The organism is Microbacterium sp. NPDC056569 (assembly GCF_042793475.1).
Taxonomy (GTDB): Bacteria; Actinomycetota; Actinomycetes; order Actinomycetales; family Microbacteriaceae; genus Microbacterium.
The window spans coordinates 143,364-168,554 of the sequence record NZ_JBHTUV010000008.1 but is presented as its reverse complement, the minus strand read 5'-3'; the positions used below and the strand labels follow the sequence as shown (position 1 = coordinate 168,554).

Annotated in this window: 18 protein-coding genes; 15 read left to right on the top strand and 3 right to left on the bottom strand. The window is 69.3% G+C overall.

The window, feature by feature from the left end; all coding sequences use genetic code 11:
- Positions 1-39 precede the first annotated feature (39 nt).
- Both ACFQ7C_RS11375 and ACFQ7C_RS11370 read left to right on the top strand, forming a co-directional pair.
- On the top strand, positions 40-1,293 hold the full coding sequence (locus tag ACFQ7C_RS11375) for an MFS transporter (protein ID WP_378900672.1): 1,254 nt from the start codon (positions 40-42) through the stop codon (positions 1,291-1,293).
- Positions 1,294-1,374: 81 nt separating this feature from the next.
- Positions 1,375-3,759, top strand: a complete 2,385-nt coding sequence (locus tag ACFQ7C_RS11370; protein ID WP_378900669.1) for a beta-galactosidase — start codon at positions 1,375-1,377, stop codon at positions 3,757-3,759.
- 87 nt (positions 3,760-3,846) lie between these two features.
- On the opposite strand, the gene ACFQ7C_RS11365 is transcribed toward ACFQ7C_RS11370, so the two are convergent.
- Entirely contained in the window at positions 3,847-4,737 is an 891-nt protein-coding gene (locus ACFQ7C_RS11365; protein ID WP_378900666.1) for a helix-turn-helix domain-containing protein, read from the bottom strand.
- Positions 4,738-4,796: 59 nt separating this feature from the next.
- On the opposite strand from ACFQ7C_RS11365, the gene ACFQ7C_RS11360 reads away from it, so the two are divergent.
- Positions 4,797-7,745: a DUF5107 domain-containing protein gene (locus tag ACFQ7C_RS11360; RefSeq protein WP_378900663.1), complete on the top strand. Its 2,949-nt coding sequence runs from the start codon at positions 4,797-4,799 to the stop codon at positions 7,743-7,745.
- Positions 7,746-7,878: 133 nt separating this feature from the next.
- On the opposite strand, the gene ACFQ7C_RS11355 is transcribed toward ACFQ7C_RS11360, so the two are convergent.
- Together ACFQ7C_RS11355 and ACFQ7C_RS11350 are read right to left on the bottom strand one after the other, a co-directional pair.
- A complete protein-coding gene (locus ACFQ7C_RS11355) occupies positions 7,879-9,891 on the bottom strand; it encodes a hypothetical protein (RefSeq protein ID WP_378900660.1) in 2,013 nt (670 codons plus the stop codon).
- A 109-nt stretch (positions 9,892-10,000) separates the two neighbouring features.
- Positions 10,001-10,318, bottom strand: coding sequence for a PAAR domain-containing protein (locus ACFQ7C_RS11350; RefSeq protein ID WP_378900657.1), 318 nt, complete (start codon positions 10,316-10,318; stop codon positions 10,001-10,003).
- Positions 10,319-10,485: 167 nt separating this feature from the next.
- Here ACFQ7C_RS11350 and ACFQ7C_RS11345 point away from each other — a divergent pair, with 167 nt between their 5' ends.
- The 12 genes from ACFQ7C_RS11345 to ACFQ7C_RS11290 all read left to right on the top strand — a co-directional run bounded on the left by ACFQ7C_RS11345 (position 10,486) and on the right by ACFQ7C_RS11290 (position 25,187).
- The gene (locus tag ACFQ7C_RS11345; protein WP_378900654.1) at positions 10,486-11,109 is read left to right on the top strand and encodes a LuxR C-terminal-related transcriptional regulator; all 624 of its coding nucleotides are present in this window, start codon (positions 10,486-10,488) and stop codon (positions 11,107-11,109) included.
- Between the two features lie 111 nt (positions 11,110-11,220).
- Positions 11,221-11,871 carry a DUF4255 domain-containing protein gene (locus ACFQ7C_RS11340; RefSeq protein WP_378900651.1) on the top strand — a complete coding sequence of 217 codons (651 nt, stop codon included), beginning with the start codon at positions 11,221-11,223 and terminating at the stop codon, positions 11,869-11,871.
- Position 11,872: 1 nt separating this feature from the next.
- Positions 11,873-13,924: an AAA family ATPase gene (locus tag ACFQ7C_RS11335; RefSeq protein ID WP_378900648.1), complete on the top strand. Its 2,052-nt coding sequence runs from the start codon at positions 11,873-11,875 to the stop codon at positions 13,922-13,924.
- A 105-nt stretch (positions 13,925-14,029) separates the two neighbouring features.
- Complete coding sequence (locus ACFQ7C_RS11330) at positions 14,030-14,695, top strand: DUF4157 domain-containing protein (RefSeq protein WP_378900645.1); 666 nt, start codon at positions 14,030-14,032, stop codon at positions 14,693-14,695.
- A gap of 14 nt (positions 14,696-14,709) precedes the next feature.
- Positions 14,710-18,645, top strand: a complete 3,936-nt coding sequence (locus ACFQ7C_RS11325; protein ID WP_378900642.1) for a hypothetical protein — start codon at positions 14,710-14,712, stop codon at positions 18,643-18,645.
- Positions 18,646-18,677: 32 nt separating this feature from the next.
- Positions 18,678-19,877, top strand: a complete 1,200-nt coding sequence (locus ACFQ7C_RS11320) for a hypothetical protein (protein ID WP_378900639.1) — start codon at positions 18,678-18,680, stop codon at positions 19,875-19,877.
- A gap of 144 nt (positions 19,878-20,021) precedes the next feature.
- Positions 20,022-21,587, top strand: coding sequence for a phage tail sheath family protein (locus ACFQ7C_RS11315; protein ID WP_378900637.1), 1,566 nt, complete (start codon positions 20,022-20,024; stop codon positions 21,585-21,587).
- 40 nt (positions 21,588-21,627) lie between these two features.
- The gene (locus tag ACFQ7C_RS11310; RefSeq protein ID WP_378900634.1) at positions 21,628-22,074 is read left to right on the top strand and encodes a phage tail protein; all 447 of its coding nucleotides are present in this window, start codon (positions 21,628-21,630) and stop codon (positions 22,072-22,074) included.
- Positions 22,074-22,523 carry a hypothetical protein gene (locus tag ACFQ7C_RS11305; RefSeq protein ID WP_378900631.1) on the top strand — a complete coding sequence of 150 codons (450 nt, stop codon included), beginning with the start codon at positions 22,074-22,076 and terminating at the stop codon, positions 22,521-22,523. The genes ACFQ7C_RS11310 and ACFQ7C_RS11305 overlap by 1 nt, the downstream gene beginning before the upstream one ends.
- Positions 22,520-22,678, top strand: coding sequence for a DUF6760 family protein (locus tag ACFQ7C_RS11300; RefSeq protein ID WP_378900628.1), 159 nt, complete (start codon positions 22,520-22,522; stop codon positions 22,676-22,678). The genes ACFQ7C_RS11305 and ACFQ7C_RS11300 overlap by 4 nt, the downstream gene beginning before the upstream one ends.
- Before the next feature lie 3 nt (positions 22,679-22,681).
- Positions 22,682-24,709, top strand: a complete 2,028-nt coding sequence (locus tag ACFQ7C_RS11295) for a hypothetical protein (protein WP_378900625.1) — start codon at positions 22,682-22,684, stop codon at positions 24,707-24,709.
- Between the two features lie 34 nt (positions 24,710-24,743).
- Positions 24,744-25,187, top strand: coding sequence for a phage tail protein (locus ACFQ7C_RS11290; protein ID WP_378900622.1), 444 nt, complete (start codon positions 24,744-24,746; stop codon positions 25,185-25,187).
- Positions 25,188-25,191 lie beyond the last annotated feature (4 nt).

Genomic DNA, 25,191 nt, shown 5'->3' with positions numbered 1-25,191 from the left:
CCATGGCTGCATCGAGGTTCACGAAAGGCAACGCCCCCTGTGTATTCGCTCCTGCTCGCGATCATCTACGTCGCCTTCATCAGTCTCGGACTGCCCGACTCGCTCGTCGGCGCCGGCTGGCCGGTCATGCATCAGGACCTCGGCGTGCCGGTGGCGTTCGCCGGCGGCCTCACCATGATCATCGCGGGCGGCACCATCCTCTCCAGCCTCGCCTCTGAACGGGTGACCCGCCGATTCGGCGCGGGTGTCGTCACGGCGGTCAGCGTGGGCATGACCGCGGCCGCGCTCGTGGGTTTCTCGATGAGCAATTCATTCTGGATGCTGTGCCTCTGGGCCATTCCCTACGGCCTGGGTGCGGGCGCGGTCGATGCGGCGCTCAACAACTACGTCGCGGTGCACTACGCCGCCCGACACATGAACTGGCTGCACGCCTGCTGGGGACTGGGCGCGTCGATCAGCCCGTTCATCATGAGCTACGCCCTCTCGTCCGGCTCGGGCTGGTCCAGCGCCTACCTCATCATCGGCGTCATCCAGGTCGCCCTCACGTTCGGGCTCCTCGTCAGCATCCCACTCTGGCGCAGAGTGAACCCCATTGCGCCGACCGCTGCCGGGCCGACCGGCGACACGGGAGAGACGCACGCCGAGGAGCCCGGGCCGCGAAGCACCCACATCCCACTGGCGCAGGCCGTCCGCATACCCGGCGTCCTGCTGATCCTGACTGCCTTCTTCGCCTACTGCGCACTCGAGAGCACCGCGATCCTCTGGGCCTCGACATACCTCGTCGCCGACCGCGGAGTCACCCCTGCCACCGCGGCCGCCTTCGCCTCCCTCTTCCTGCTGGGCATCACAGCGGGGAGGTTCCTGGCCGGCTTCTTCGCCGACAGGCTCGGTGACCGGTCGATGATCCGTGGCGGCTTCGCCCTGGTGGGTGTCAGCGTCGCGATGCTCGCGCTTCCGCTGCAGACGGACGTGCTCGCTCTGGCCGGGCTCGTGATCGCCGGGCTCGGCTGCGCGCCGATCTACCCCGCAATCATCCACTCGACCCCGGTCAACTTCGGCCGCGACAACTCCCAGGCCATCATCGGCATCCAGATGGCCGCCGCCTACACCGGCTCAACCCTCGTACCGCCGCTGTTCGGCGCGATCTCGACCGGAACCGGAATGTGGATCTTCCCTCTGTTCCTCGCACTGCTCGTGGCACTCGGCCTGTTCATGACTGAGCGCCTCAACAGAGTCGTCGACCGCCGGCGACAAGTCAGCTACGCGACCAGCCACGCGCCCACAGCAGGCTGATCGACCGGACCGACTGGATCGTCCAGGTATTCCGTCCGATCGTCAGTGGATTCCGGGAGGCGGTGCGCGTAACTTCTTCGCGTGACCCAGACGTTCGAGGATGAGCTTGCCCGATCCAGCGACATCGCGTCCCCGCTGCGCGTGGTCGTCCCGCCGCGACGGGACGCCGTGGCTGCCCCGCTCGCCATGGGAGATCCCGAGGATGTGCCGGGTCGCATCGAGGTCAACAGCCGCTACCTCACGATCGATGGAGCAGCCTGGTTCCCGGTGATGGGCGAATACCACTTCTCACGCGACCGGCCCGAACGCTGGGAGCGCGAGCTGCGCAAGATGAAGGCCGGCGGGATCAACGTCGTCGCGACATATCTGATCTGGATCCTTCATGAAGAAGTCGAAGGGAACATCCGGTGGGATGGGCCGCGCGACCTGCGCCGCTTCGTGGAGTCGGCAGACGGCGCGGGGCTGAAGGTGATCATCAGAATCGGTCCGTGGGCGCACGGCGAAGCCCGCAACGGCGGATTCCCCGACTGGCTTCAAAGTCTTCCGGTCGTGCACCGGACGAATGATCCCAGCTACATGCGCCACGCGCACACGTGGTACGCCGCCATCGAGCAACAGGTCCGAGGACTCTTCCACTCGCCCGACAATCCCGGCGGGCCCATCATCGGCGTGCAGGTCGAGAACGAGCTCTACGATCAGCCCGAGCACATCGCCGCGCTCCGTGATCTCGCAGAGTCGGTCGGCATCCGCGCGAGCCTCTGGACGGCGACGGGATGGGGAGGTGCGAAGCTGCCCGCGAATCGCGTGCTGCCCGTGTACGCGGGGTACTCGGACGGATTCTGGGACGAATCCACCACGACGTGGCCGGACTTCGGGCCGATGCACTTCACGTTCAGCCCCGTGCGCGATGACCTGACGGTCGGCGCGGATGTGCGCGGCGCTGCCGCGGAGGTCGGAGCTGACGCGTCCCTCGGCGCGGACGACCCCTGGCCCTTTGCGACGTGCGAGCTCGGCGGCGGGATGGCGGTCGCCTATCATCGCCGTCCGCACGTCGACCCCGCCGATGTCGCGGCGTTGGCGCTCACGAAGCTCGGGAGCGGCTCCGCCTGGCAGGGGTACTACATGTACCACGGCGGAACTCAGGTGCAGGGCGAGCTGTCCACGACGCAGGAATCTCACGCGACGGCATATCCCAATGATGTGCCGGCGCGCGACTACGATTTCGCCGCCCCACTGAGCGCGCACGGCGTGCAGCGTCCCCACTTCCACCTGCTGCGCCAGCAGCACCTCTTCCTGGAAGAGTTCCGCGCCGAACTGCTTCCGCGACCGTGCGTCCTTCCTGAGTCCGATTCCTCCGGCCTTCGCTGGGCCGTGCGCGCCGACTCCACCGGTGGATTCCTGTTCGTGAACAACCACCAGCCCGCGGTCGATCCGCTCCCCGCGGTTCACGACGTCCAGTTCGACGTGGTGCTGGAAGACCCGGACACGGTGGCCGTCCCCTCGCGGGGGGCCATCGCGGTGCCCCCAGGCGCATCGTTCGTATGGCCGCTTCGCCGGCGCTATGGCGCATTCCCCGACGTCACCGTCACCGCACAGCCGATCACCCGATTGATCGTCGACGGGCGCACGCTCGTTTTCTTCGCGGCCACGGACGGCATCGAGGTCGAGATGCAGCTGCGCGGGATCGATTCCGGAGCGTTGACGGGTGCCGTCGTACTGGGCTCCGAACGCGACGCCGTGGTCGTCCGGCCTCACGTCCTCCCCGGCCCGGAATGCTCGATCGTGTACGGCGATACGACGCTGGTATTCCTCGATTCCACGTCTGCGGCTTCGCTCTGGCGTGGTGAGATCCGCGGGCAGGACTCCATCGTCCTCTGGCGGGGGGCCGGCTGGTTCGATGACACGTTCCATGTGGAGATGCCGGAGAGCGCGACGACGATCTCCGTCGTTCCCGCGCTCGGTCGGACGCCGTTGACCAGGCTCGACGACACCGGCGTCTTCGCCCGCTACTCGGTACCCGGGCTGCCTTCCACCGTGCTGGCGAATCCTGATCTCCCCGCGCCGGTCACGGCTCCGGTGAGGCTCGGTGGCACGGCGGATCGACTGTCTGCTCCGACGGATGACGACTTCGCAGGGCTGCCGGCGTTCCCGATCGTGGTCCCTGACGACCTGTTCGACGGTGCCGACCAGCTTCTCCTCGAAGTGCGATGGGTCGGTGACGTCCTGCGCGTCCATATCGGCGATGAGTTCGTGGCCGACCAGTTCTGGTCCGGTCGGGACTTCGAGATCGACCTCACCCCCTACCGGGGACGGCTCCGCTCGGAGCAGCTGACGTTCAAGGCGTTCGCCTGGAATCCGCAGGCGGGGGTGTACGTCGACGCGAGATTCGCCCCGGGCGACGTCTCGCCGACGCTGCAGGTGTCGTCGGTGCGCGCACGGCCGATCCGGGTGGTGGCTATCGCCTGAGCTTCGTTCTCAACTGATCCTGCAGTCCGCGGCAGCGGCCCGCCAGGCGACGCGCGTACGCGTCGGGCGCCTGGGCGGGAGCGCTCGTCACCCCTTGTGCTCGGCACGGTAAGTCGAGGGGTTGACGTCGTGCACCCGCCGGAAGTGGCGGGAGAAGTAGAGCGGGTCGCTGTAGCCCACCGCGCGCGCCACTTCGGTGATGGACAGCGACGTGGTGTCCAGAAGCTCGCGAGCCTTGGCCATCTTCAGCGCGGTGTGGAACGCGCCGGGGCCGCCCCCGGTGGCCTGGCGGAACAGCGCGCTCAGATGCGACGCCGACAGGCCGACGATCGTGGCGAGCTCGTCGACGCGAATCGTGCCGTCGATCCGCGACTCGAGGTACCGCATCGCACGCTCGAGGGGGGAGCCGTCAGCCGGCAGGATGCTGTCGGTGGCGAGTCGGGTGAGCAGGTGCCACGCGACGCCGGAAGCCGCGATCATGTGTATCGGTGTCACCCTGCTCTCGAGGTGGTGGACCACCTCGTCGAAGAGAGCGACGACCCGGTCGAGTGCGCGCAGCCGGCGGACGGGATGCGCGCTGCCGAGAAGCGGCCCTGCGAGTTCACGCACGTCCGTGCCTCGCACGTGCATCCACCAGATCGTCCATGGGTCGGTGGGTTCCGACCAGTATTCGTGCGGTGTGCCCGCCGGGATGGACACGCACGACGACGGGGTCAGTGAGTAAGACTCCTCACCCAGCGACACGACTCCGCTGCCGGTGATGCACAGGATGACGATCACCTCGTCCGCCCCGTTCGGCCTGGACCGCTTGTGCCACCGTGCTGCGGGAAAGTAGCCGGCGTCGGTGACGGTCAGGCGTCGGGTGGCGGGCCAGACCAGCGCCTGCTCGACCTGAGGGCGTGGCACGACGCACAGTCGCTGGTTCGCGAACCCCTCGATCCGGTACGGCCCATTCTCATCGATCAGTGGTTCATCCATGTTGCCCCTCGATCTGACCATACTCGGCGAGTGCCGGGAAACGTATCGTTGCGAGGGTGATGAGCAGTGACGCCACCCCTGGCCCTCAGCCCGACACCGACCGCGGGATCGTGCTGCCCGACATTCCCGCGGCTCTGCGCGGCGTGGTCGAACGCGGTGGCGCGGTGGCGTGGCGCGATCCGCTGGCGATTCGGACGTACGAGGCCGGTGAACCGAGCAGATACCCGATGTATCTCGATCACCGGGTGTACCAGGGGTCGAGCGGCAAGGTGTATCCACTTCCGTTCGTCGAGAGCGTCGCGGATGACGCGCACATGCGGAACTGGGACGCGGTGCATCTCGAGAATCGATTCGTGAGAGTGGTCGTGCTCCCTGAACTGGGGGGTCGCATCCACATCGGCTACGACAAGACCTCGGGCTACGACTTCTTCTACCGCAACAACGTGATCAAGCCCGCGCTCGTGGGCCTTGCCGGGCCGTGGATCAGCGGAGGCGTCGAGTTCAACTGGCCGCAGCACCATCGTCCCGCCACATATCTCCCGGTCGAGACGGTCATCGAGACCGACGAGGACGGATCGGTGACGGTGTGGTGCCAGGATCACGATCCCTTCGCGCGGATGTCGGCCCAGCACGGTGTGCGTCTACGGCCGGACAGCACCGTGGTGGAGCTGGCCGTCCGGTTGCACAACCGGACGAGTGAACGTCAGACCTTCCTCTGGTGGGCGAATGTCGCGGCGCGCGTGCACGAGCACTACCAGTCGTTCTTCCCCGAAGATGTCCGGTATGTCGCCGATCACGCACGGCGCGCGCTGACGGCGTTCCCCGAAGCTGACCGGCCGTACTACAACGTCGACTATCCGGCGCTGGCCGCGAGTGCTCCCGGTGCGGATCGCATCGACTTCTACCGCAACATCCCGGTCCCGACGTCCTACATGATCGTCGACTCCGCGCAGGACTTCTTCGGCGGGTACGACCATTCCGCGGGTGCCGGCTTCGTGCACTGGGCCGAACGGCGGCTGTCGCCGGGCAAGAAGCAGTGGACGTGGGGCAACGCGCCGTTCGGGCACGCGTGGGACGATCAGCTGACCGACGGAGATGGACCGTATGTCGAGCTGATGGCGGGTGTCTACACCGATAACCAGCCGGACTTCTCCTGGCTCCTCCCGGGCGAGACCAAGACGTTCACCCAGTACTGGTACCCCATTCCGGCGATCGGCCCCGCCCACCAGGCGACGACCGACGCTGCTGTGAGTGTCGATCGTGCCGAGGGGGTCGTCGCACGCTTCGCGACCACCGCGCCGCAGCGGGGAGCGGTGGCTCGCGTGCTTCGCCGGAGTGAGGTCGTCGCGGAGGCGCGGGTCGACCTGGCTCCCGGTGTGCCATTCGCCCTCGAAGCTCCCGATGTCGATGCGGGAGAGTGCGTCGTCGAGCTCCGCGACGCTGCGGGGCGGTCCCTCGTGCGGTGGACGCCCACCATCGTGTCGGACGAGGAGCCCTGGGTCGCCGAGGAACCGCAGCTCCCGGCCGCCATCGAGTCTGTCGAGGAACTCTTTCTGACAGGGCTACACCTGAGCCAGTTCCGTCACCCGACCCGATCGCCGGTGGTGTACTGGGACGAGGCGCTGCGTCGCGATCCCGGTGATGTGCGTACGAACCTTGCGCTGGCCGACCGCGCGTACCGTGCAGGCCGCTACGAGGACGCGTGGGACCGCGTGCAGACAGCGCTGCATCGCCTCACACGCCGGAACGCGAACCCGGTCGACGCAGAGGCGTACTATCTCGCGGGACTCACGCTGGTGCGCCTGAGGCGTGCATCGGAGGCCGAGGCCTTCTTCGGCAAAGCGGGATGGGATGGCACCTGGGCTGCGGGGGCAGGACTCGAGCTCGCCCGCCTCCATGCCGTCGCGGGCCGCAACCGCGCGGCGCTGCGGGTGCTCGACACGCTCGACGGCGTCGTCGGCCACGATGCCCGACGTGTCGCGCTCCGTGCGATTCTTCTGAACCGCACGGGCCGCGCAGATGAGGCAGCCGCCGTCGTGCTCGACGGACGGCGCGTCGATCCACTCGATGCCACGCTGCGTGCCCTCGCCGGCGAACCCGCTCCGGGTGACGCGGGACTGCTGGTAGACGTCGCTCGCGACCTTGCCACAGCGGGCGAGACCGAGAAGGCGATCGAGTACCTGAGGCTCGCTGCCGCCGCGCCGGTGACCGCTGCCGGCAACTACGGGCCGATCGCGCACTACACGGCGGCGGCGTTGCTGGATCGGGCGGGCCGGGCAGATGATGCCGCCGCCGAGCGCGAGCGGGCACGCCAAGTCGACCGATCATGGGCGTTCCCGTACGGCTTGGACGCCTTGGACGCGCTCAGCGCCGCGGTTCACGCGGACCCGCGCGACGCGACCGCGCACGCCCTGCTCGGAATGCTGCAGTTCGCACATGGTCGCCGCACCGACGCCGCTCGGGCGTGGGACCGCGCGATCGCGCTCGGACTCGAAGACGCAGTGCTCTACCGCAACTCGGCACTTGCCGCATACACCGTCCTGCACGATGAGACGCGGGCGGCGCAGCTCTACGACGCGGCGATCGCGATCGCTCCCGACGACCCTCGGCTCAGGTACGAACGAGATCAGCTGTCCGTCCGCCTCGGTCGCAGCGATGAGGAGCGGCTGCGTGATCTTGCCGATGTCGAGGACATCGCGCTCCAACGCGACGACCTCGCGATCCAGTACGTGCACCTCCTGGTCGCGGCGGGCCGCGCGCGGGACGCGTATCGGATCCTCGCCGAACGCCCGTTCCACCCGTGGGAGGGTGGCGAAGGACAGACGATCGCCGCGTGGGACGCGGTACACGCCGCGCTCGGCCTCGCCCCGGTCGACCCGCCGGCGAACCTCGGAGAGGCGCGTGCTGCCTACACCCCGCCGGCCGCGATTCGCGATGATGGCGTCACCGACTACTTCGCGACGAGCCTGCCGGAGCTCCTGCTGTTCTCCCCGCAGACCGATGACTGAATGGCGACGCGCTCTGCGGCAGGTCCACGGTCGGCGCAGCTCTCGCCGACCGCCTGCGGGTGCCGTTCGTCGACGCCGACGACCTGCATCCGTCGTCCAACGTGCGCCAGATGCTCGCCGTGCCTTCATGTCGTCAGAGCGGGATCCGTTCTTCGGCACTGCCGATCCAATGGGCGGGGAGGGGGATCGGGGGTTGCGGGCGATCGTCCTCGCGATCCGCCGCGGTGGTCGGGTCGTAGCTGAGGCTGTCGCCGCTCGCACGGAAGACACCGCCGTCGAAGGCGTCGTCGACGTCGAACCACACGGTGATCGTCGCGCCCTCCGCGGCGTCGAAGTCGGTCGGCGCACAAAGGTGGTCGATCAGGTCGCAGCCCTCGGCAGACCCCGTGGGCGTCAATCCCGCGGGCCAGTCCAGGCTGAGGGTGAGGTCCCACGAACCCCCGCTGTACATGTCCACGTCCGGTGTTGGTTCGACGCCGCTCACATCGATGATGGCCTTCACCGTCTCGGGGTCGAACTCCGGGTCGGGGTCCAGCGTCACGTCGACGTCGAACATGCTCTCGCTGACCAGCAGCCCCTCGGCTCCGAGGACCTGCTGGTCCACTCCGTCGGCGACACCGTCGAGGGATGCGCCCTTCACCTCCACCAGTCCGACTCCGCCGCCGTCGGCGACGTCGAGGCGCATCGGAATGCGCTGCTCGGTGGCGTCACTGCTGAGCGTGGCGAAGCAGTTCGTGTCCCCGCGATCGCCGCAGAGGAAGTGGGTCTCCTCGATCGCCGTGGCGAAATCCGGCAGTGCGACGTCGAACTCCAGCACGGTGTCCGGGTCGCCGCCCGCCGGGGCGTGGTGAATGATGACGACGATGTCGTCCCCGCCTTCGGACGGCCCCAGGTCCTCCACCTCCATCCAGATCGGATAGGGCGCGAGGTCGATGTCGACGGCGTCTTCACCGAACTCGGATCCGGGTCCGGTCTCGAGTTCCTCGACTCCGGCGCCGGAGCTCGTGAGGAGCCGACTCGCGGAGACAGTCACCTCCTCCTCTTCGACTCCCGCGGGCCGTGTCGAGAAGTTCAGCGTCGCCGCCGTGCTTGCACCGGACGCGTCGACGACGCATTCGTCGCCAGGCTGAGGGTCGCCTTTCAGCACCTGTTCGCTCTCCGGAAGCAGCCAGTGTTCGCAATCGGAGTCGGTGAGCACGAGGCCTTCCGGCCAATCGATCGCCATGGCGAGCAAGGAGTCCGGGGGCGCCTCTGTGATGTCGGGCTCCAGCGTGACGGAGAGGCTGTCGCCCCCCTTCGCGTCGTCGAGGCCGGGGACGCTGACAGCGACGCTCACCTCAGGCTCGGGCGGCGGCGTCGCGCTCGCCGACCCGTTCGACGTGGGCGATGGGGTCGAGGCGACCGGGTCACCGCGGAGCCCTGCGAAGGATGCCACGCCCCACACCAGGAGGGCGACCGCCACCACTCCGCCGACGGCGATCGCGGCCGTGCGGGACCAGCGGGGGAGCAGGGGCTTCTGCGTGAAGGTGCTCTCCAGGGAGATCGCCTGCGCGCCTTCGGGGCTGACCGTCACCACGAACGGATGCTGCTCCGGGGCGCCGCGCCAGAGCAGCGACCTGGCGCCGACCCGCAGTCCGACGGTCTCGGCGCTGTCCGCGGGAAGCGCGACGTGCGACTGGTCGATCGTCAAAGCGAGCTCGCCCGCCGACAGGGAGACCTCGGCGTAGGTATAGGCGTTGCCGGCGTTGGCGATCGTGACCTCGGCCGTGGCGCTGCGGAAGGCTTCCAGAGCCTCCGGCGTGAGCACGGCGGCCACGTCGCTGAACGACTGGATCGCGGCGATGGCCTCGACGACCAGGAAGTCGTCGGGTCGTCCGGCCGGGACGACGTGGAACCGCACGATCATGTCGCCGACCGGCCACTTGCCTGTGTTCTCGAGCGTGAGGGTCGCGGTCGCTGACGAGTTCTCTCCCGCGCGCACGAGCAGCGTGTCCGGGGTGATCGTCACGTACGCGGCCGCGTCGTCGACCGCGGCCACGTGGTACGCCTCGACATCGTCGCCGTCGTTCGTGATCGTCAGGGTGAGCACGTGCGACTCGCCGGGGGTGACGGCGAGGGAGGCGGGTTCGATGTCGACCGTGGCCATCCTTCGACGCTACGGTGGGCCCTCGTACGCCGGTCGGCCCTCCGAGCCGCTATCGGGGCAGATCTCCTGCCCTTTAGGCCTGCCCCGCGGTGTGAACCGTGCCGTTCGCTCAGCCTCCGATGATCACGGTCGGCTCACCCGGACCCGGTGCGATCGGCAGCCCGTGCATGGTGGCATCGCCGACACGGGCGGCGGGGAAGCCGCCGATCCGCACGGTCAGGCTCCCTTGGGCGATGCCGTTCGGCGCGGGGGACACACAGGCGATCCCACCGGGCACGAGGTTCGCGACGGCGGCAGGCATCCCGCCGATCACGACCGTGGGCACGCCGGCCGCGGGAGTGATCGGCCCGCCTACGTGAGGCTTCGCGCCGTCGGCGAGGCTGCAGAGGGCGCTGTCGCCGACACGGAGCGCAGGGCCAGTGGGCATGTGTCCAGGCTACGAACCGCCTCAGCGGCAGGCGAGGCCGAAGGACCGGCCGGAGACGCAGAGCTTGTGCCCGTTGAGCGCACGTTGAGTGCGCGAAGAGCATCGCCGGTCAGACTGGCCAGGTCCTCGGCGAAGCAGCCGCTTGCCGTCGTCACCGGGAGGACTCCATGACTCGAATCACCGTGCGGGTCTACGCCCGCGACCCCATCTCCGAGGCCGGCGTGGCGAGCGCCCTTCGTCCGCGACCCGAAGTGCGCGTCGTCACACCCGACGAGAGCGTGGCGCCCGATGTCGTGCTCGTCATCGTCGACACGGTCGACGAAGAGGCCCTGAACACGCTCCGCTTCGTCCACCGCAACGGCGAAGCGCACGTCATCCTGATCGCGGCGCACCTCGACGATCAGGACCTCGTGCGCGCCGTCGAGTGCGGCGTCGTCGGGCTCGTCAGGCGGTCGGATGCCACGACCGAGCGCCTCTTGGCCGCCATCGCCGCCGCAGCCTCGGGCGAGGGAACGGTCCCACCGGACTTGCTCGGGCGCCTGCTCGATCAGGTCGGGCGGCTTCAGCGCACCGTGCTCGACCCCCGGGGCATCACTTTCACCGGTCTCGCGTCGCGGGAGATCGAAGTGCTGAAGCTCGTCGCCGACGGCTGGGACACCGCGCAGATCGCGACCCGGCTGTCGTACTCCGAGCGCACCGTGAAGAACGTCCTCCACGACGTCACGACGCGCCTGCAGCTGCGCAATCGCTCTCACGCCGTGGCGTACGCCATGCGCGAGGGACTGCTCTGAACCGGGACGAACGGATGCTGCGAGCCGCTGCCCGAGCAGGAACCGACGCCTGCCCGCACGGGTGCCCTGCGCGCGGCGCGGACGGAGGTGGCAGCATCCGACACTGAAGTCATGATCGGCGAGATCGACGACGCCATCCGCGCCCTCGTCAAGGCGTCCGACGGCATCGCCGCCGATGTCGACGTCGCCCTCGATGCCCCGACGAAGGACTGGGCCGCCCGACGCAATGCGCCCACGGTCGACCTCTTCCTCTACGACATCCGCGAGGACACGAAGCGACGCGAGTACGGCGTCACGGAGCAGCGGGACGATCGTGGCCTCGTGACGAGTCGGGCGCCCGCGCCACGGTACTTCAAACTCTCGTATCTCGTCACGGCGTGGACGCAGCGACCCGACGACGAGCACCGGCTGCTGGATGCGCTGCTGCGCTGCTTCCTCCGGTTCGACGCGATCCCCGCAGCCTTCGTCGTCGAGAGCATCGCCGAGACCGGCCTGCCGTGTTCGCTCACCGTCGCGCAGCCGCCTCCCGAGGACCGCGCATTCGCGGACGTCTGGTCATCGCTGGGCGGCGAGCTGAAGCCCTCGCTCGATCTGGTGGTGACCGCCCCCGTGGCGCGGGGCTTCACCTACCCCGTCGGGCCACCGGTCACCGCGGGCGTCATGGGGGAGTTCAGTGCGCCGGAGCTCGGTATCCAAGAGAACGCGGTGCGCGCAGCATCCGATCTCCCGTCGATGCGCGCCGCGCGACCGACAGGGGACTGAGATGATCGACGACCCCAGCATCGCCCACCTGCTGGGGCGGGTCGGAGCGATCGAGGATCGCATCCGACGACTCGTCGCGGCGCGGCGGGCGATCGATCCGCAGCCTGACGATCCGTTCCGCGGCCTCTACCTCAGCGACGAGATGGTCGACCGCCTGCTGGCCGGGGTTCCCGGGATCCCGGACTGGTCGGATGCTTCGGCACGGCTCGCGCAGACCGAGCAGACCGCCGATCTGGCCGAGGCCGCCGGGCACCGGCTCCGCCTCAGGCGCCTCGCGGAGTCCTTCGGGCTCAGCTTCGTCGACGTGGACCTGCTGGTCATCGCGCTCGCCGCAGACCTCGACCCGCGCTTCGAGCGGTTCTTCGGCTACCTCAACGACGACGTCGGACGCCGTCGCCCCTCGGTCGCGGTGGCGCTCGAACTGTGCGGGGTGCCGCTCACCTCGGCAGCCGACCGGGCCCGGCTGATCTCCGGACCGCTGGTGTCGGGCGGACTCATCATCGTCGAGGACGAGGAGCGGCCCCTGCCCGGTCGTGCCGTGCGCGTGCCGGACCGTGTCGTCGGCCACCTGCTCGGCGACGACACGCCGGATCGGGCGCTCGACGGCGTGCTGCGCGACCTGTCGAGCGTCGACTGGGGCGACACGAGGCTGGTGCAGCAGGCGCTCGCCGCCGGCATCCGGTTGGTGTACCTGCGGGAGTCGGCGACCGGCTCGGGAGCCGCCGTGGCGCTCCGCAGCATCCGTTCGCGGGGACTCGACGCGGTGCAGCTCGATCTCACGCGACTCGGTCGCGAACATGACGCGATCGGGCTGGCGCGGCTCGCGGCACGTGAGGCCCGCCTGCGCGGCGCCGGCCTGATCGCCGCGCCGATCGCAGCGGACATCCCGCCCGCTCTCATCGCAGCCCTGGCCGACTCGCCGCAGCCGACGGTGTTCATCGGCGACGCGGCGTGGGACCCGGGATGGTTCGGCGACCTGCCGGCGATGCTCGATGTCGAGCCGACGTCGACGGCGGATCGCGCCGAGCTCTGGCGGGTGTCGCTGGGGCCTGCGGCCGAAGGGATCGACATCGCCGGCGCCACCGGCCCGTTCCGCCTGGGACCGGAGCAGGTGCAGCGCGCCGCCGGCACCGCCCGGACTCAGGCGACGCTGTCGACCACCGGCGTGATCACCGCCGACCACCTCACGGCCGGTGCGCGCGCCGAGAACGCCTCGGCCCTGGACCGGCTCGCCCGGCGGGTGTCGCCCTTCGTCGGGTGGGACGATCTGGTGCTCCCGCCCGGGCCGATGAGCGCGCTGCGCGAGATCGAGCTGCGGGCCCGGCACCGCGAGCAGGTCCTCGGCGACTGGGGGATGCGGCCGGGCGGCGGTCGCGGGCACGGCGTCGTCGCCCTGTTCGCGGGGGATTCGGGCACCGGGAAGACGATGTCGGCGGAAGTCGTGGCGGGAGGCCTCGGCCTCGACCTGTACGTGGTCGATCTCTCGACCGTCGTCGACAAGTACATCGGTGAGACGGAGAAGAACCTCGAGCGGATCTTCCGCGCGGCTGCCGGCACCAATGCCGTGCTCCTGTTCGACGAGGCGGACGCCGTGTTCGGCAAGCGCTCTGACGTGAAAGACGCCCACGATCGCTATGCGAACGTCGAGAGCGCGTACCTGCTGCAGCGCATGGAGACCTTCGACGGGCTCGCGATCCTGGCCACGAACCTCCGGGCGAACATCGATGAGGCGTTCACGCGGCGGCTCGACGTCATCGTGGATTTCCCGATCCCGGATGCTGCGCAGCGGACGCGCCTGTGGGACCGCAGTCTCGGCACCCACGTGCGGCGCTCCGACGACATCGACCTGGAGTTCCTGGGGCGCGCGTTCGAACTGGCGGGCGGAGGCATCCGCTCCGCCGCGGTGACCGCCGCCTACCTCGCCGCCGCCGACCGCGGAGTCGTGCTGATGAAGCACTGCATCGTCGCCGTCCACCGCGAGTACCGCAAGCTCGGCCGCCTCGTCGTCGAGAGCGAGTTCGGCGCGTTCTGGCCCGAGGTGGTGGCCGGATGAACCGCGTCGCCCCGTCGGGCAGGAGTCTTCGCCCTAACGGGCAGATCACCGACGAGCCACGGCGCCGAGGAGTGCAATGGGAGTGGCCGATCATGGAGGTGCGCCATGCACGCACATGAGTGGGACGTCGACGCGGAGGCGGTGCGGCGGGGGACCGAAACGGGACACGCCGCGCCGGTGGCGATGCCGGGACTCGGCGAGCGCCGACCCGACGTGCTCAGCAGCGCCGCGATGCTCCGCCTTCAGCGCGAAGCGGGCAACGGCGCGGTGACCGAGCTGGTGGAGGAGCAGCGCTCGCCGGTGCTCGATGTCGTCGGGTCGGGCGGATCGCCCCTCGAGCCGGCCGTTCGCACCGACATGGAAGCGCGGCTCGGGCACGACTTCGGCGATGTGAAAGTGCACACGGATGCCGCGGCCCACGAGTCCGCCCGATCCGTCGGCGCTCACGCCTACACGGTCGGCAACAACGTGGTCTTCCAGCGGGACGCCTTCGACCCCGCGTCGCCGGCAGGACGCACGACCCTCGCGCATGAGCTGACCCACGTCGTGCAGCAGCGCTCGGGGCCGGTCGAGGGGACGCCTTCCGGCGGCGGGATCAGCGTGAGCGACCCGGGCGACCGCTTCGAGCGCGCTGCCTCGGACAACGCGGCGCGCGTCATGAGCGAGCCGGCGCCCGTGCAGCGTCAGGACGAGGCGGAGGAGGACGAGTCCGTCCAGGGCATGTTCGTGCAGCGCCAGGGCGAAGAAGAAGAGGAGGAGGCGGCCGGCTGAGCCGCGATGCGGCCATGACGCTGGTGCACGGCGCGGCCCGGAATGCGGTGGCCGACGCACTGACCGCCGGGCGGCAGCGAACCGCCGGTGCCGCAGCCGGCCGTGGCGGGGCCCTTCTCACGCTGCAGCGCGCGGCAGGGAACGCCGCCGTCAGCGCGCTCCTTGCCGCGAGGATTCGCTGGCCCGGTGACGAGGCGATCGTCGAGATCGATGGCGCCCTCGTCGAACTCCGGAGGGACGAGCCCGACGTCGAGAGGGTCGAGCGCGGCCTCATGCGCGCACAGGCCGCCGGCATCCCCGTCGATCTCGAGGGGATCAAGCCACCGGCGTCTGCGCTCGCCGTCACGATGACGGGATTCGGCCCGAGCGCGGTCGCCGCCAAGAAGCCCGTGCCGCCGCCGAAGCCGGTTCCGTCGCTCTCACCCCTGGGAAGAGCAGCGGCGGGAAGACCGAGAGTCGTCGGACCGGTTCGGGCGAGAGGGATGCCCCGGCCGACGGCAGCGGGGAGCGCGCCCGCGCCCGCACCCGCGCCCATGACTCGCGACAAGCTCCTCCTCCCGCCGGTGCCTCCGCCCGGAGTGAAGCCCGCGCAGGATCCCGCGTTCGGTGCCGTGACGACGAACGTCAAGGGATTCGCCGCGGCGAAGCGCGACCATCCCCCCGCCGCATCGAAGGCGAAGGAAGCCCAGGATGCCGCTCTCGCACCGAGCGATGATGTCGCCGGACAGGCGAAGGCCGCGAAGGCCGACACCATGGATGCCCAGCAGCCCGGCTCCTTCGACAAGAAGGCGTTCATCGCGGCCGTGAAGACGGCGATCGAGGCGAAGTCGCCGAAGACCCTCAAGGAGGCCGACGACTACGCCGAATCGGGCAAGGCCGGCGAGGTCAAGGGCGAGGTCAAGGGACTCGTCACCCAGGGCAAGGAAGGGTCGACGCGCGACATCGAGGTCGCGACCGAGGCGCCACCCGACTCGTCCAAGGCGGTCGTCAAACCGGTCACCCCCATGGCTCCCGAGAGCGCCGGCCAAGCTCCGCCGATTCCGGCGGTGGGTGCCGTGCCGAAGCCGGCCCCGCCTGAGCAGGTCAATCTCGAAGCCGGCAAGCACGAGGTCGGCCAGGAGATGTCCGACGCGAACATCACCGACGAACAGCTCGCGAAGTCCGGCGAGCCGGAGTTCCAGAGCGCCCTCGCCGACAAGAAGACGGCAGCCGCGCACGCCGACACGGCACCGGCCGAGTACCGCGCGCAGGAGCAGGCGGCGATCGCCCAGAGCAAGGAGCAGGCGACCGCGACGAGCGCTGCAGGTGTGCAGGGCATGCAAGGCACGAAAGTCGCCGCCCTCGCCCGGCTCGTCGCCGACAAAGGCAAGGCGAAGTCGAAGGACGAGCAGAAGCGTGCCGAGGTCACGACGAGGATCCAGAGCATCTTCGCCGCCACCGAGGCCGACGTGAAGAAGATCCTCGACGGCATCGACCCCAAGGTGGATGCCGAATTCGAACAGGGCGAGGCGAAGGCGAAGGCGTCGTTCGAGTCGTACGTCACAGCGAAGATGTCGGCGTACAAGAAGGACCGGTACGGCGGATGGCTCGGCGGCCTGCGCTGGGCCAAGGACAAGCTCTTCGGCATGCCCGACAAGGTCAACGAGTTCTACGTGGCCGGCCGGGAGCTCTACCTGAAGCAGATGGACGGCGTGATCTCGCGCGTCGCCGACATCGTCGGTGGCGATCTGGTCGCCGCGAAGCAGCGGATCGCGAAGGGCCGGTCCGAGATCGCGACGTACGTGAAGTCCCTCCCGAAGGACCTTCAGAAGGTCGGGTCCGATGCGGCGGGCGAGATCGGCGATCGATTCGACCAGCTCGAGAGCGACGTCGACGACAAGCAGAACCAGGTCGTCGAAACGCTCGCCACGAAGTACGTCGAAGCGCGCAAAGGCCTGGATGAGCGTATCGAGGCGCTCCAGGCCGAGAACAGGGGTCTCGTCGACAAGGCGATCGGGGCCATCAAGGCCGTCATCAACACCATTCGGCAGCTCGCGTCGATGCTTGCGAATGTGCTCGCGCGCGCAGCATCCGTCATCGGCGACATCATCGGCGACCCGGTCGGCTTCCTCGGCAACCTCATCAGCGGGATCAAGGGGGGCATCGACCGGTTCTTCACCAACATCACCACGCACCTGAAGAAGGGCCTCCTGGGCTGGCTCTTCGGTCAGCTCGGAGACACGGGCATCGAGATTCCCGACACCTTCGATCTCAAGGGCGTCGTGAAGCTGCTGGCCTCCATCTTCGGGCTCACCTGGGCGAACATCCGCAACCGGCTGGTGCTGCAGATCGGCGAGAAGGCGATGGCCGCCGTCGAGAAGGGCGTCGAGGTCTTCCAGATCATGAAGGACCAGGGCGTCGCGGGCCTCTGGGACAAGCTCGTCGAGAAGATCGGCGACATCAAGGCCATGATCATGGACCAGCTCGAGGACTTCGTCGTCACCCGCATCATCACCGCGGGCATCACCTGGCTGATCAGCCTGCTCAATCCAGCCGCCGCATTCATCAAGGCCTGCAAGCTCATCTACGACGTGGTCATGTTCTTCGTGAACAATGCCGAGCGGATCGCGCAGTTCGTGAACACTGTGATCGACGGCGTCGTCGACATCGCCAAGGGCAACGTCTCGGCGGTGGTCGCCAAGATCGAGAGCGCGCTCGGCCAGATGGTGCCTATCCTCATCGGCTTCATCGCGAGCGTGCTCGGCATCGGCGGCATCGGCGAGAAGATCCGCTCGATCATCCAGTCCATCCAGAAGCCGATCAACAAGGCGCTGGACTTCCTCATCAAGACAGGCCTGAAGCTGGCCGGCCCGATCATCCGCGGTGTCAAGGGCATCACCACGAAGGTGAAGGCCAAGGTGGCGGCCGGCAAGGCCTGGGTGAAGGGGAAGGTGGAAGCGGGCAAGGCCTGGGCGAGTGAGAAGGCGGCAAAGGGCAGGGCCTGGGTCAGAGGCAAGACCGGAGGCGACGAGAAGCCCACCCCGACGCCGGGCGCCGCGCCGCAGCCCGGATCCGAAGCGTTGCGCGCGAAGGTCACGGCGGCCCTCTTGGAACGGCTCGCGCAGCCGCACCAGCATCAGGACATCCCCGCGATACTCGGTGCTGTCGAGGCGACCTATCGCCCGGAGGGCGTCCGCCGTGTCATCGAAGGGGCGCCGGACAAGGACGGCAGCATCCCCGTGCTCGTCGAGGCCAGCCCGCTCGCGCCCGCTGCGCTGCTGCGATTGGCCCGCCCCGGGTACACGGTCCGCGCAGGCGCAACGCTGCGCTTCTCGAGCGCGATCGAACTCACCACCGCGCGCCGGTTCCAGACCGTGCGCGAAGTCGTGCCGCGATCGAAGCGCGATCCCCTCACCGGCCGTCGGCCCACGCAACCTGTGGCGCACCCCGGCGGCGGTGGCGTCAGTACCGCCTGGGGGGACTTCCCGGGCGCTCAGATCGTGCGTCCGGAGGGGCGCCCGGACACCCCAGGGCTGGCACCTGAAGAGCGGGTCTCGAGCGATGTCGTCCAGGTGATCTCGCAGAACTTCCGGCTGGAGTCCCTATCTCGGGAGCACAACAACCATTCGCACGCCGAATTCAAGCTGGTTGGTCAGGTCCTGCGGGATGTCCCTCCGGAAGCCTGGGCGAGTCTGCAGTCGCTGCGGATCGACATCAACCGGATGCCCTGCGCGCAATGCTGCATCACCCTGGCGGAGTGGTTCGGGACATTGACCGGAGCCGCTGTCTCGATCCACTGGACCAGTCCGCACCCGGTGCGCCCCACTGACGCGGTCAACTTCCCGACCTCGGCCGAAGACCTCGCCCGCCTCGACCTGCCTCACGTCGTCGCCCTCGGGCCGACGGCTTGGTTCGCCACCCGCGCTGAGGCTGACAAAGCGGCCAGCCTCTTTGCCGTGCCCGTGCGCTGAACGCGACGGCGGTGCTGGCTGGAGGCGCTCCAATGAAGAGATTCGCCGCTCGGAAGACGCAGGGATCGGACCGGCCGACCCCCGGTCAGCGGGTGCGAGGCGGCGCGGAGATGAGGTCGGCTCGTCATCACCGACTGCTGGACCTGCAGCGATGGGCGGGCAACCAGGCGGTGAACCGAATGCTGCGGCTCGCCGTTCAGCGGACGCCGCCCACCCCGGGGGCGCCGCCGGTGCGGCCCAAGGTCACCGGCAGACGGAAGACAGCGGAGGCTCACATCAAGAGCGTGAGCCCGGGGGATCCCGCGCCGACGTTCGCGCAGATCTACATGGCGGTGAAAGACGGACAGTTCGAGACTGTTCTCCCGGGGTTCCTCAAGCGGCTCGACCTGACAGAACTGCACACGCTGGATTCGCTCGCGGCCCGGCAGTTCGATCACCTGATCGCGCTGTCGAAGGCGGAGAAGCGCGACCCGGCCTTCGTCCCGCCCGCGGGTCTGGAAGACGTCGTCTTCGTCAACCTGGCCAAGGCCTTCCGGGAGTTCCGGGAGACGATTCTCGCGCGGGCCATTGCGACGAGCGAGCGCCGGGCGAAGGGGTCGGACTTGATCACCCCGTGGACGCAGTTCATCTCCGATCGATACGGCGCACGATCGATCGGAAGAGCGCTCATGAACAGTGTCGGCGCTGCGAAGGCAGTGGTGGACGCCGAGCTCGCCGGCAACGAATACGAGTTCTCGGATGCCGGGATCCTGCGCTACGGCTACCTCGACAGGGACGCTGTGAAGAGACTGCAGGCGGAGGCGCTCCCCGACGTCCCGCCGGAGGAAGCCGCCGCAGTTCTGGAGAAGCGGATCATCGCGGTCATGCGCTCGAACAAGACCATCTTGCCGGTGCGGCTGGCGAGCGCCTTCCTGGAATCGGGTTCAGGGGCGCCGGAAGACACTGCCAACCTCGTCGACCGCATCGAAGGGTATGACAACGAGTTCAGCCGTGCGATCGGGCTGATCCACCAGGACCAGGTCGGCGGTTCCGCGTTCGGCAACATGGGCAGAGGCGGCGAGGCCTTCTCCCGCAAGTATGCGAACCCGCTCGAGAACATGATCATGAACTGGCTCTTGGCGCAGGCCGCGAATCCGGATTCCGTCTGCGGGGCGTATCGCGGAATGCTGGAGAGCGGGGCTGGCGACACGCCGCTCGCGCACGCGGTGAAATCCTTGTTCGGCGTGGACTGAGCCTCGATCCGGAATCATCGGTGCGCAGCATCCGTCTGCCCGATCGCGCAGTCACCGCTACCCACCCGCACGCACCGAAAGACTGCCCTCCGCGGCGGGGGAGCGCGGACGCTGGAACCACGTGATCCAGCGAAGGAGTCCGGGATGCCCACCTACCTTTCACCCGGTGTGTACGTGCAGGAGATCGAAGCGGCGACGCGGCCGATCGAGGGCGTGGGCACCGCGGTCGCGGCCTTCATCGGCATTGCGCCGAAGGGGCCTGAGAACAAGCCCACACTCGTGTCGAACTGGACCCAGTTCGTCGAGCAGTTCGGCGGCCTCTACGAGGGCGCCTACCTCGCCTACGCCGTCTACGGCTACTTCCTGAACGGTGGCGGCAATTGCTACATCGTCCGGATCGGGGCCGCTCCGACGTCCGGCACGGGCAAGGGCGGCAAGCGCGAGCCGAAGCAGATCGCGGCCGGACCGCAGACCGCACGGATCGGCGGGTACGACTTCACGGCGAAGACCGCCTCTCCCAACGCCAAGCCGATCAAAGTGGAGGTGTCCGACCCTGAGGGCGAGGCGCCGGAAGAGGGGACCTTCAAGGTCGCGATCACCGTCGAGGGAAAGGCGCCGGAAGTGTTCGACGGCGTCTCGACGAAACCCGACCACGCGGCCTACCTCGTGACGAAGCTCGCAGAGTCGAAGGTCGTCGTCGTCACCGAGGCAGACCCGGCATCCGCCGGCGTGAGACTGCGCAACGGCACCTTCGACCTCGAGGTTCCCGAGCCGGAGGAGACGCCCATCGTGCTCGACGACCTCGACGCGTCGAGCTACATCGGCGATTCCGCTGATCGCACCGGCTTCAGCGGGCTCGAGGAGATCGAGGACGTGACGATGGTCTCGATCCCGGATCTCATGGCGGCGTTCGAGCAGGGCGCCGTCGATCTCGAGACGGTCAAGGCCGTGCAGCTGGCGGTCATCGCGCACTGCGAGCTGATGGGGGACCGCGTCGCCGTGCTCGACCCGCCCCCGCAGCTGTCGGCGCAGGAGATCGTGAACTGGCGGCGCGTCGGGGCCGGGTACGACTCCAAGTTCGCGGCGCTCTACTACCCATGGATCAAGGTGCTCGACCCGCTCTCGGGAACGAACCGATTCATCCCGCCGTCCGGGCACATCGCCGGGGTGTGGGCGCGCAGCGACAACGAGCGCGGCGTGCACAAGGCGCCCGCGAACGAGGTGATCCGCGGCGCGGTCGAGCTGCAGACGCAGCTGACCCGCACCGAGCAGGAGAATCTCAACCCGATCGGGGTGAACGCGATCCGCAGCTTCCCCGGCCGAGGTGTGCGCGTGTGGGGTGCACGCACCATGTCGAGCGACCCGGCGTGGCGTTACGTCAACGTGCGGCGACTCTTCAACTATCTCGAGAAGTCGATCCTCACGGCGACGCAGTTCGCGGTCTTCGAGCCGAACGACCCCGCCCTGTGGGGCAAGCTCACCCGCTCGATCTCGAGCTTCCTCATCGGCGAGTGGCGCAAGGGTGCGCTCTTCGGGAGGACCCCCGACGAGGCGTTCTTCGTGAAGTGCGACGCCGAGACCAACCCGGCCGACGTCATCGACTCCGGCCAGGTCATCTGTCAGATCGGCGTCGCGCCGGTGAAGCCCGCGGAGTTCGTGGTCTTCCAGCTCTCGCAGTTCTCGGGCGGAACGAGCCTGGTGACCGAGTGACGTGAGAACCATCGACCACTGCCACGACTAGGAGCTTGACATGGCACTTGCAGATTCCTTCGACTCCTCTCCCGCGTATGCGTTCAAGGTGACGATCGACGGGATCGAGATCCCGAAGGTCACCGAGGTCTCGGGCCTCAAGAACGAGGTCGACAAGATCGAGCTGAAGCAGCAGCTCTCCGACGGCAAGTACGTCGCCCGTCAGCTCATCGGCCGGGCCAAGACCGGTGAGTTCACGGTCACGCGCGGACTCACCGAATCGAAGACCATCAGCGACTGGCTGAAGGTCGTGATGCAGGGCGACGTCGCCGGCGCCCGCAAGACGGCGTCGGTCGAGCTGCTGGACTACCAGGGCGACTCGCTCAAGAAGTACGAGTTCCGCAACTGCTGGGTGCGTTCGGTGGAGATCAACTCGCTGAAGGCCGGCGCGACCGAGCAGGCGACCGAGAAGTTCACGATCTGCTTCGACGAGTCCGAGGTGACGTGATGCAGCGGGTTCTCGCGACGCGGTCGGGCGCGAGCGCCGAGACGGGCGTCGAGTCCGCGGCATCCGCCGACGACGGCGTCATGCGCACCGAGTTCGCCTTCGAGCTTCCGCGCGGCTATATCGGCCCCGACGGCACGGTGCATCGTCGCGGCGTGATGCGCCTGGCCACCGCCCGCGACGAGCTTCTCCCGCTGTACGACGCACGCGTGCAGGAGAACGCCGCCTACACGACGGTCGTGCTGCTCGGTCGGGTGATCACGTCGCTCGGCACGCTGGGAACCGTCGACGGCTCGGTGATCGAGAACATGTTCGCGTCGGATGTCGCGTTCCTCCAGGACTTCTATCGGCGCGTCAACTCGGAGGGGCACACCCGCATCGCGGTGACGTGTCCCGAGTGCTCGCACCGGTTCACGGCCGATCTCGCGGGTGGGCGCCTGGGGGAATCATGACGTACTCGGCCGACCGCATCCATGAGGAGGTCGCGTACGTCGCCTACCACTTCCACTGGTCGCTCGACGCCATCCTCGACATGGAGCACGCGGAGCGCCTGCGCTACGTGCACGAGATCGCGGCGATCAACACACGCCTGAGTGAGGGGCGCTGACGCATGCGATGGCCGTGGCAGCGCGGTGAGGCGACGGCGGCGGCGGATGCTGCGCCGCCGGTGCCACCCGCCGGCTGGGCCTTCTTCCCACCTCTGCAGCGACAGCTTGCGGACGCCGTGCCGGTCACATTGAGGCCGACGTTCGTGTCGTCGCTGGCGACGCGGACCGTGCCGACCTCGCTCGGGACGATGGGTCACCTGGTGGACGGCGCGGCTCCGGCCGGCGCGATAGGCGTCGACGCCTCCGCGCTCGGGCCGGTCCAGCGCGTGGTCGCCGTGGAGCTCGGTCTGCGTCATCCGCCCGACGGCGCACCGGTGGCGCACGTCGACGAGGAGGTCGAGGACGCGGCGGCACCTGCGCAGACGGCCGAGACCCGCCATGCCGCTTCCGGCGCCCAGGCCGCCTCAGGCGCCGGCACCGCGCCCGATGCCGACGCGGAGATCCAGGCCTTCACCGAGCCCGAGCCCGGCAGCGGATCCTCGTCTCCCGCCGAGCCCGGCAGCGGATCCTCGCCTCCGGTCGAGACCGGGCTCGTTGGGGAAGCGGGCAGGAGCGGCGCTTCGCCGACGCTCGGCGAGCCCCGTCCCTCCAGCCGGCCGGCCGCGCCGGCGCAGCGGCGCGCGGGACTGGGGGCGCCGCTCGGACTCGAGACCGTGCAGCGGCGGACAGCGGGTGCAGACCCCGCCCGGTCGTCACCGGTGCACGGCGCCGAGATCACCCCCCGCCGTGCGGACAGCCCTCCACCCGCGGAGACGCCGCCCGCACCGGCGCCGGTCTCGGCGACGCCCCCCGAAACATCCGCCGAAACGCCGCCCACGGCACTGCCCCTGACCGCACAGCTCGCGCCGGCGGCGGACGCCGGTTCGCCGGGGCGGGCGGTCGGCGTGCCCCCGCCGCCGACGGAGGCGCCGGCGGTCCGGCCGATACTGCAGCGCGCCGAAGGCGGCATCCGTCCCTCCGCGTCACCGGCGCAGATCGGCCGCCGCGAGTCCGACCCGCGGGCATCGGTGCAGCGGCAAGCCGGCCTGGGTGCTCCGCTGGCATCCGCCGTGACGCAGCACGCGCCGGCCCCCGCGCCGATCATCGCCGAAGCCGATGCGCCCGCCGATCAGAAGGCGATCCTCGAAGCCGACGCCGAGACGTCCGCGATCGCTTCGCCGGGAGCGGAACCGCTGCGCCCCTCGGCGCCCCCGCTCCCGCTGCGCTCGGTCCCGCTCGTCGCCGCGCGCGCGATCGCACCGTCCCTCGATGCGTCGCCGCTCGGGCCGGCGCACGACACTGGACGCCGCGGCAACGTCGTCGTCGCACGGGCGATCCGGCCCGACGCACCGGTGCAGCCGGGCACCGCAGACACGAGCGCGTCGCCGCGGACCGGCGCTCCCACGGCCGGCCAATGGACTCGGGCGCACTCGCCGTCCGCGGGCGGTGTCCCTCGCTCGCCCGCCTCCGCCTCCGCCGCCGCCGACGCACCGGCCGCGATCGCCGACATCGCACCCATGGACGGTCGGCTCCGGCCGCAGCCTGCCGTCGCGGCATCCGTCTCCCGTTCGACCCACCCGGTGACGCCGGCCGGAGCCTTCTCGACGGTGACCGTGGAACGCCCGCACCTCGCCACTCCCACGGTGCAACGCGCATTCGGACTGCCCTCGCTCCCGTCGGCGCCCAGGATCCCCTCGACGCCTCAGATCGGCTCGATGCCCGACCTCGCATCGCTGCCGGGCCTCTCGTCGCTGCCCGACCGCCCGGACATCCCTTCGGCCGACGAGCTTCGGGAGCGCGCCGGCGACGCCGCTCCCGAGCTCGCCGAGCGGGTTCCCGGCGGCGCGGAAGCGATGCGCGCGGCCTCCGACACACTGACGCGGGCGGGTCAGACCCTCGCCCCGGACGGCGGCGCTGCCGGATCGACGGCCGCAGGCTCCGAGAACGTGGAGCAGCTCGTGCGCCGGCTGTACGTGCCTCTCGTGCGCCGGATCAAGGCCGAGCTGCTGCTGGACCGCGAGCGGCGCGGCATCCGCATCGACGGAATCTGAACCGCACCGACCGAACCGACAGGAGGGGGCGACGATGCTCACCGACACCGAGATCGCCGTCGGCGTGCACTACCTGGTGCATCTGGACGAGCAGGACCTCGGCGACTTCGCGAGCTGCGAGGGGCTCGGCGTCGAGGTCGTGCTCGAATCACGCGAGGAGGGCGGCAACAACGGGTTCATCTGGCAGTTCCCGACGAGGCTCAAGTACCCGAACATCAAGCTCACCCGACCGGTGAGCAAGCAGTCGGCCGACAAGATCGTCAACTGGGTCGTCGCGGCCGTGTCGGGCTACTCGCGCGGCACGGGTCACATCGAAGCGAAGACCGCCGACGGCGCGACCGTCGCCACCTACGACCTGCACGACGTCATCCCGGTGCGATGGACCGGGCCCTCGCTGAACGCGGACCAGCCGAAGGTGCTCATGGAGACGCTCGAGATCGCCCACAGCGGATTCGTCAACACCGGATCGACCTCTTGAGCCC

Excerpts from the sequence above, each read along its gene's own strand:
- ACFQ7C_RS11300 (WP_378900628.1), top strand. The coding sequence starts at position 22,520 with ATGACGTACTCGGCCGACCGCATCCATGAGGAGGTCGCGTACGTCGCC.
- ACFQ7C_RS11290 (WP_378900622.1), top strand. The coding sequence starts at position 24,744 with ATGCTCACCGACACCGAGATCGCCGTCGGCGTGCACTACCTGGTGCAT.
- ACFQ7C_RS11305 (WP_378900631.1), top strand. The coding sequence starts at position 22,074 with ATGCAGCGGGTTCTCGCGACGCGGTCGGGCGCGAGCGCCGAGACGGGC.
- ACFQ7C_RS11295 (WP_378900625.1), top strand. The coding sequence starts at position 22,682 with ATGCGATGGCCGTGGCAGCGCGGTGAGGCGACGGCGGCGGCGGATGCT.
- ACFQ7C_RS11325 (WP_378900642.1), top strand. The coding sequence starts at position 14,710 with ATGACGCTGGTGCACGGCGCGGCCCGGAATGCGGTGGCCGACGCACTG.
- ACFQ7C_RS11340 (WP_378900651.1), top strand. The coding sequence starts at position 11,221 with ATGATCGGCGAGATCGACGACGCCATCCGCGCCCTCGTCAAGGCGTCC.
- ACFQ7C_RS11360 (WP_378900663.1), top strand. The coding sequence starts at position 4,797 with ATGAGCAGTGACGCCACCCCTGGCCCTCAGCCCGACACCGACCGCGGG.
- ACFQ7C_RS11355 (WP_378900660.1), bottom strand. The coding sequence starts at position 9,891 with ATGGCCACGGTCGACATCGAACCCGCCTCCCTCGCCGTCACCCCCGGC.
- ACFQ7C_RS11345 (WP_378900654.1), top strand. The coding sequence starts at position 10,486 with ATGACTCGAATCACCGTGCGGGTCTACGCCCGCGACCCCATCTCCGAG.
- ACFQ7C_RS11330 (WP_378900645.1), top strand. The coding sequence starts at position 14,030 with ATGCACGCACATGAGTGGGACGTCGACGCGGAGGCGGTGCGGCGGGGG.
- ACFQ7C_RS11315 (WP_378900637.1), top strand. The coding sequence starts at position 20,022 with ATGCCCACCTACCTTTCACCCGGTGTGTACGTGCAGGAGATCGAAGCG.
- ACFQ7C_RS11365 (WP_378900666.1), bottom strand. The coding sequence starts at position 4,737 with ATGGATGAACCACTGATCGATGAGAATGGGCCGTACCGGATCGAGGGG.
- ACFQ7C_RS11335 (WP_378900648.1), top strand. The coding sequence starts at position 11,873 with ATGATCGACGACCCCAGCATCGCCCACCTGCTGGGGCGGGTCGGAGCG.
- ACFQ7C_RS11310 (WP_378900634.1), top strand. The coding sequence starts at position 21,628 with ATGGCACTTGCAGATTCCTTCGACTCCTCTCCCGCGTATGCGTTCAAG.
- ACFQ7C_RS11350 (WP_378900657.1), bottom strand. The coding sequence starts at position 10,318 with ATGCCCACTGGCCCTGCGCTCCGTGTCGGCGACAGCGCCCTCTGCAGC.
- ACFQ7C_RS11320 (WP_378900639.1), top strand. The coding sequence starts at position 18,678 with ATGAAGAGATTCGCCGCTCGGAAGACGCAGGGATCGGACCGGCCGACC.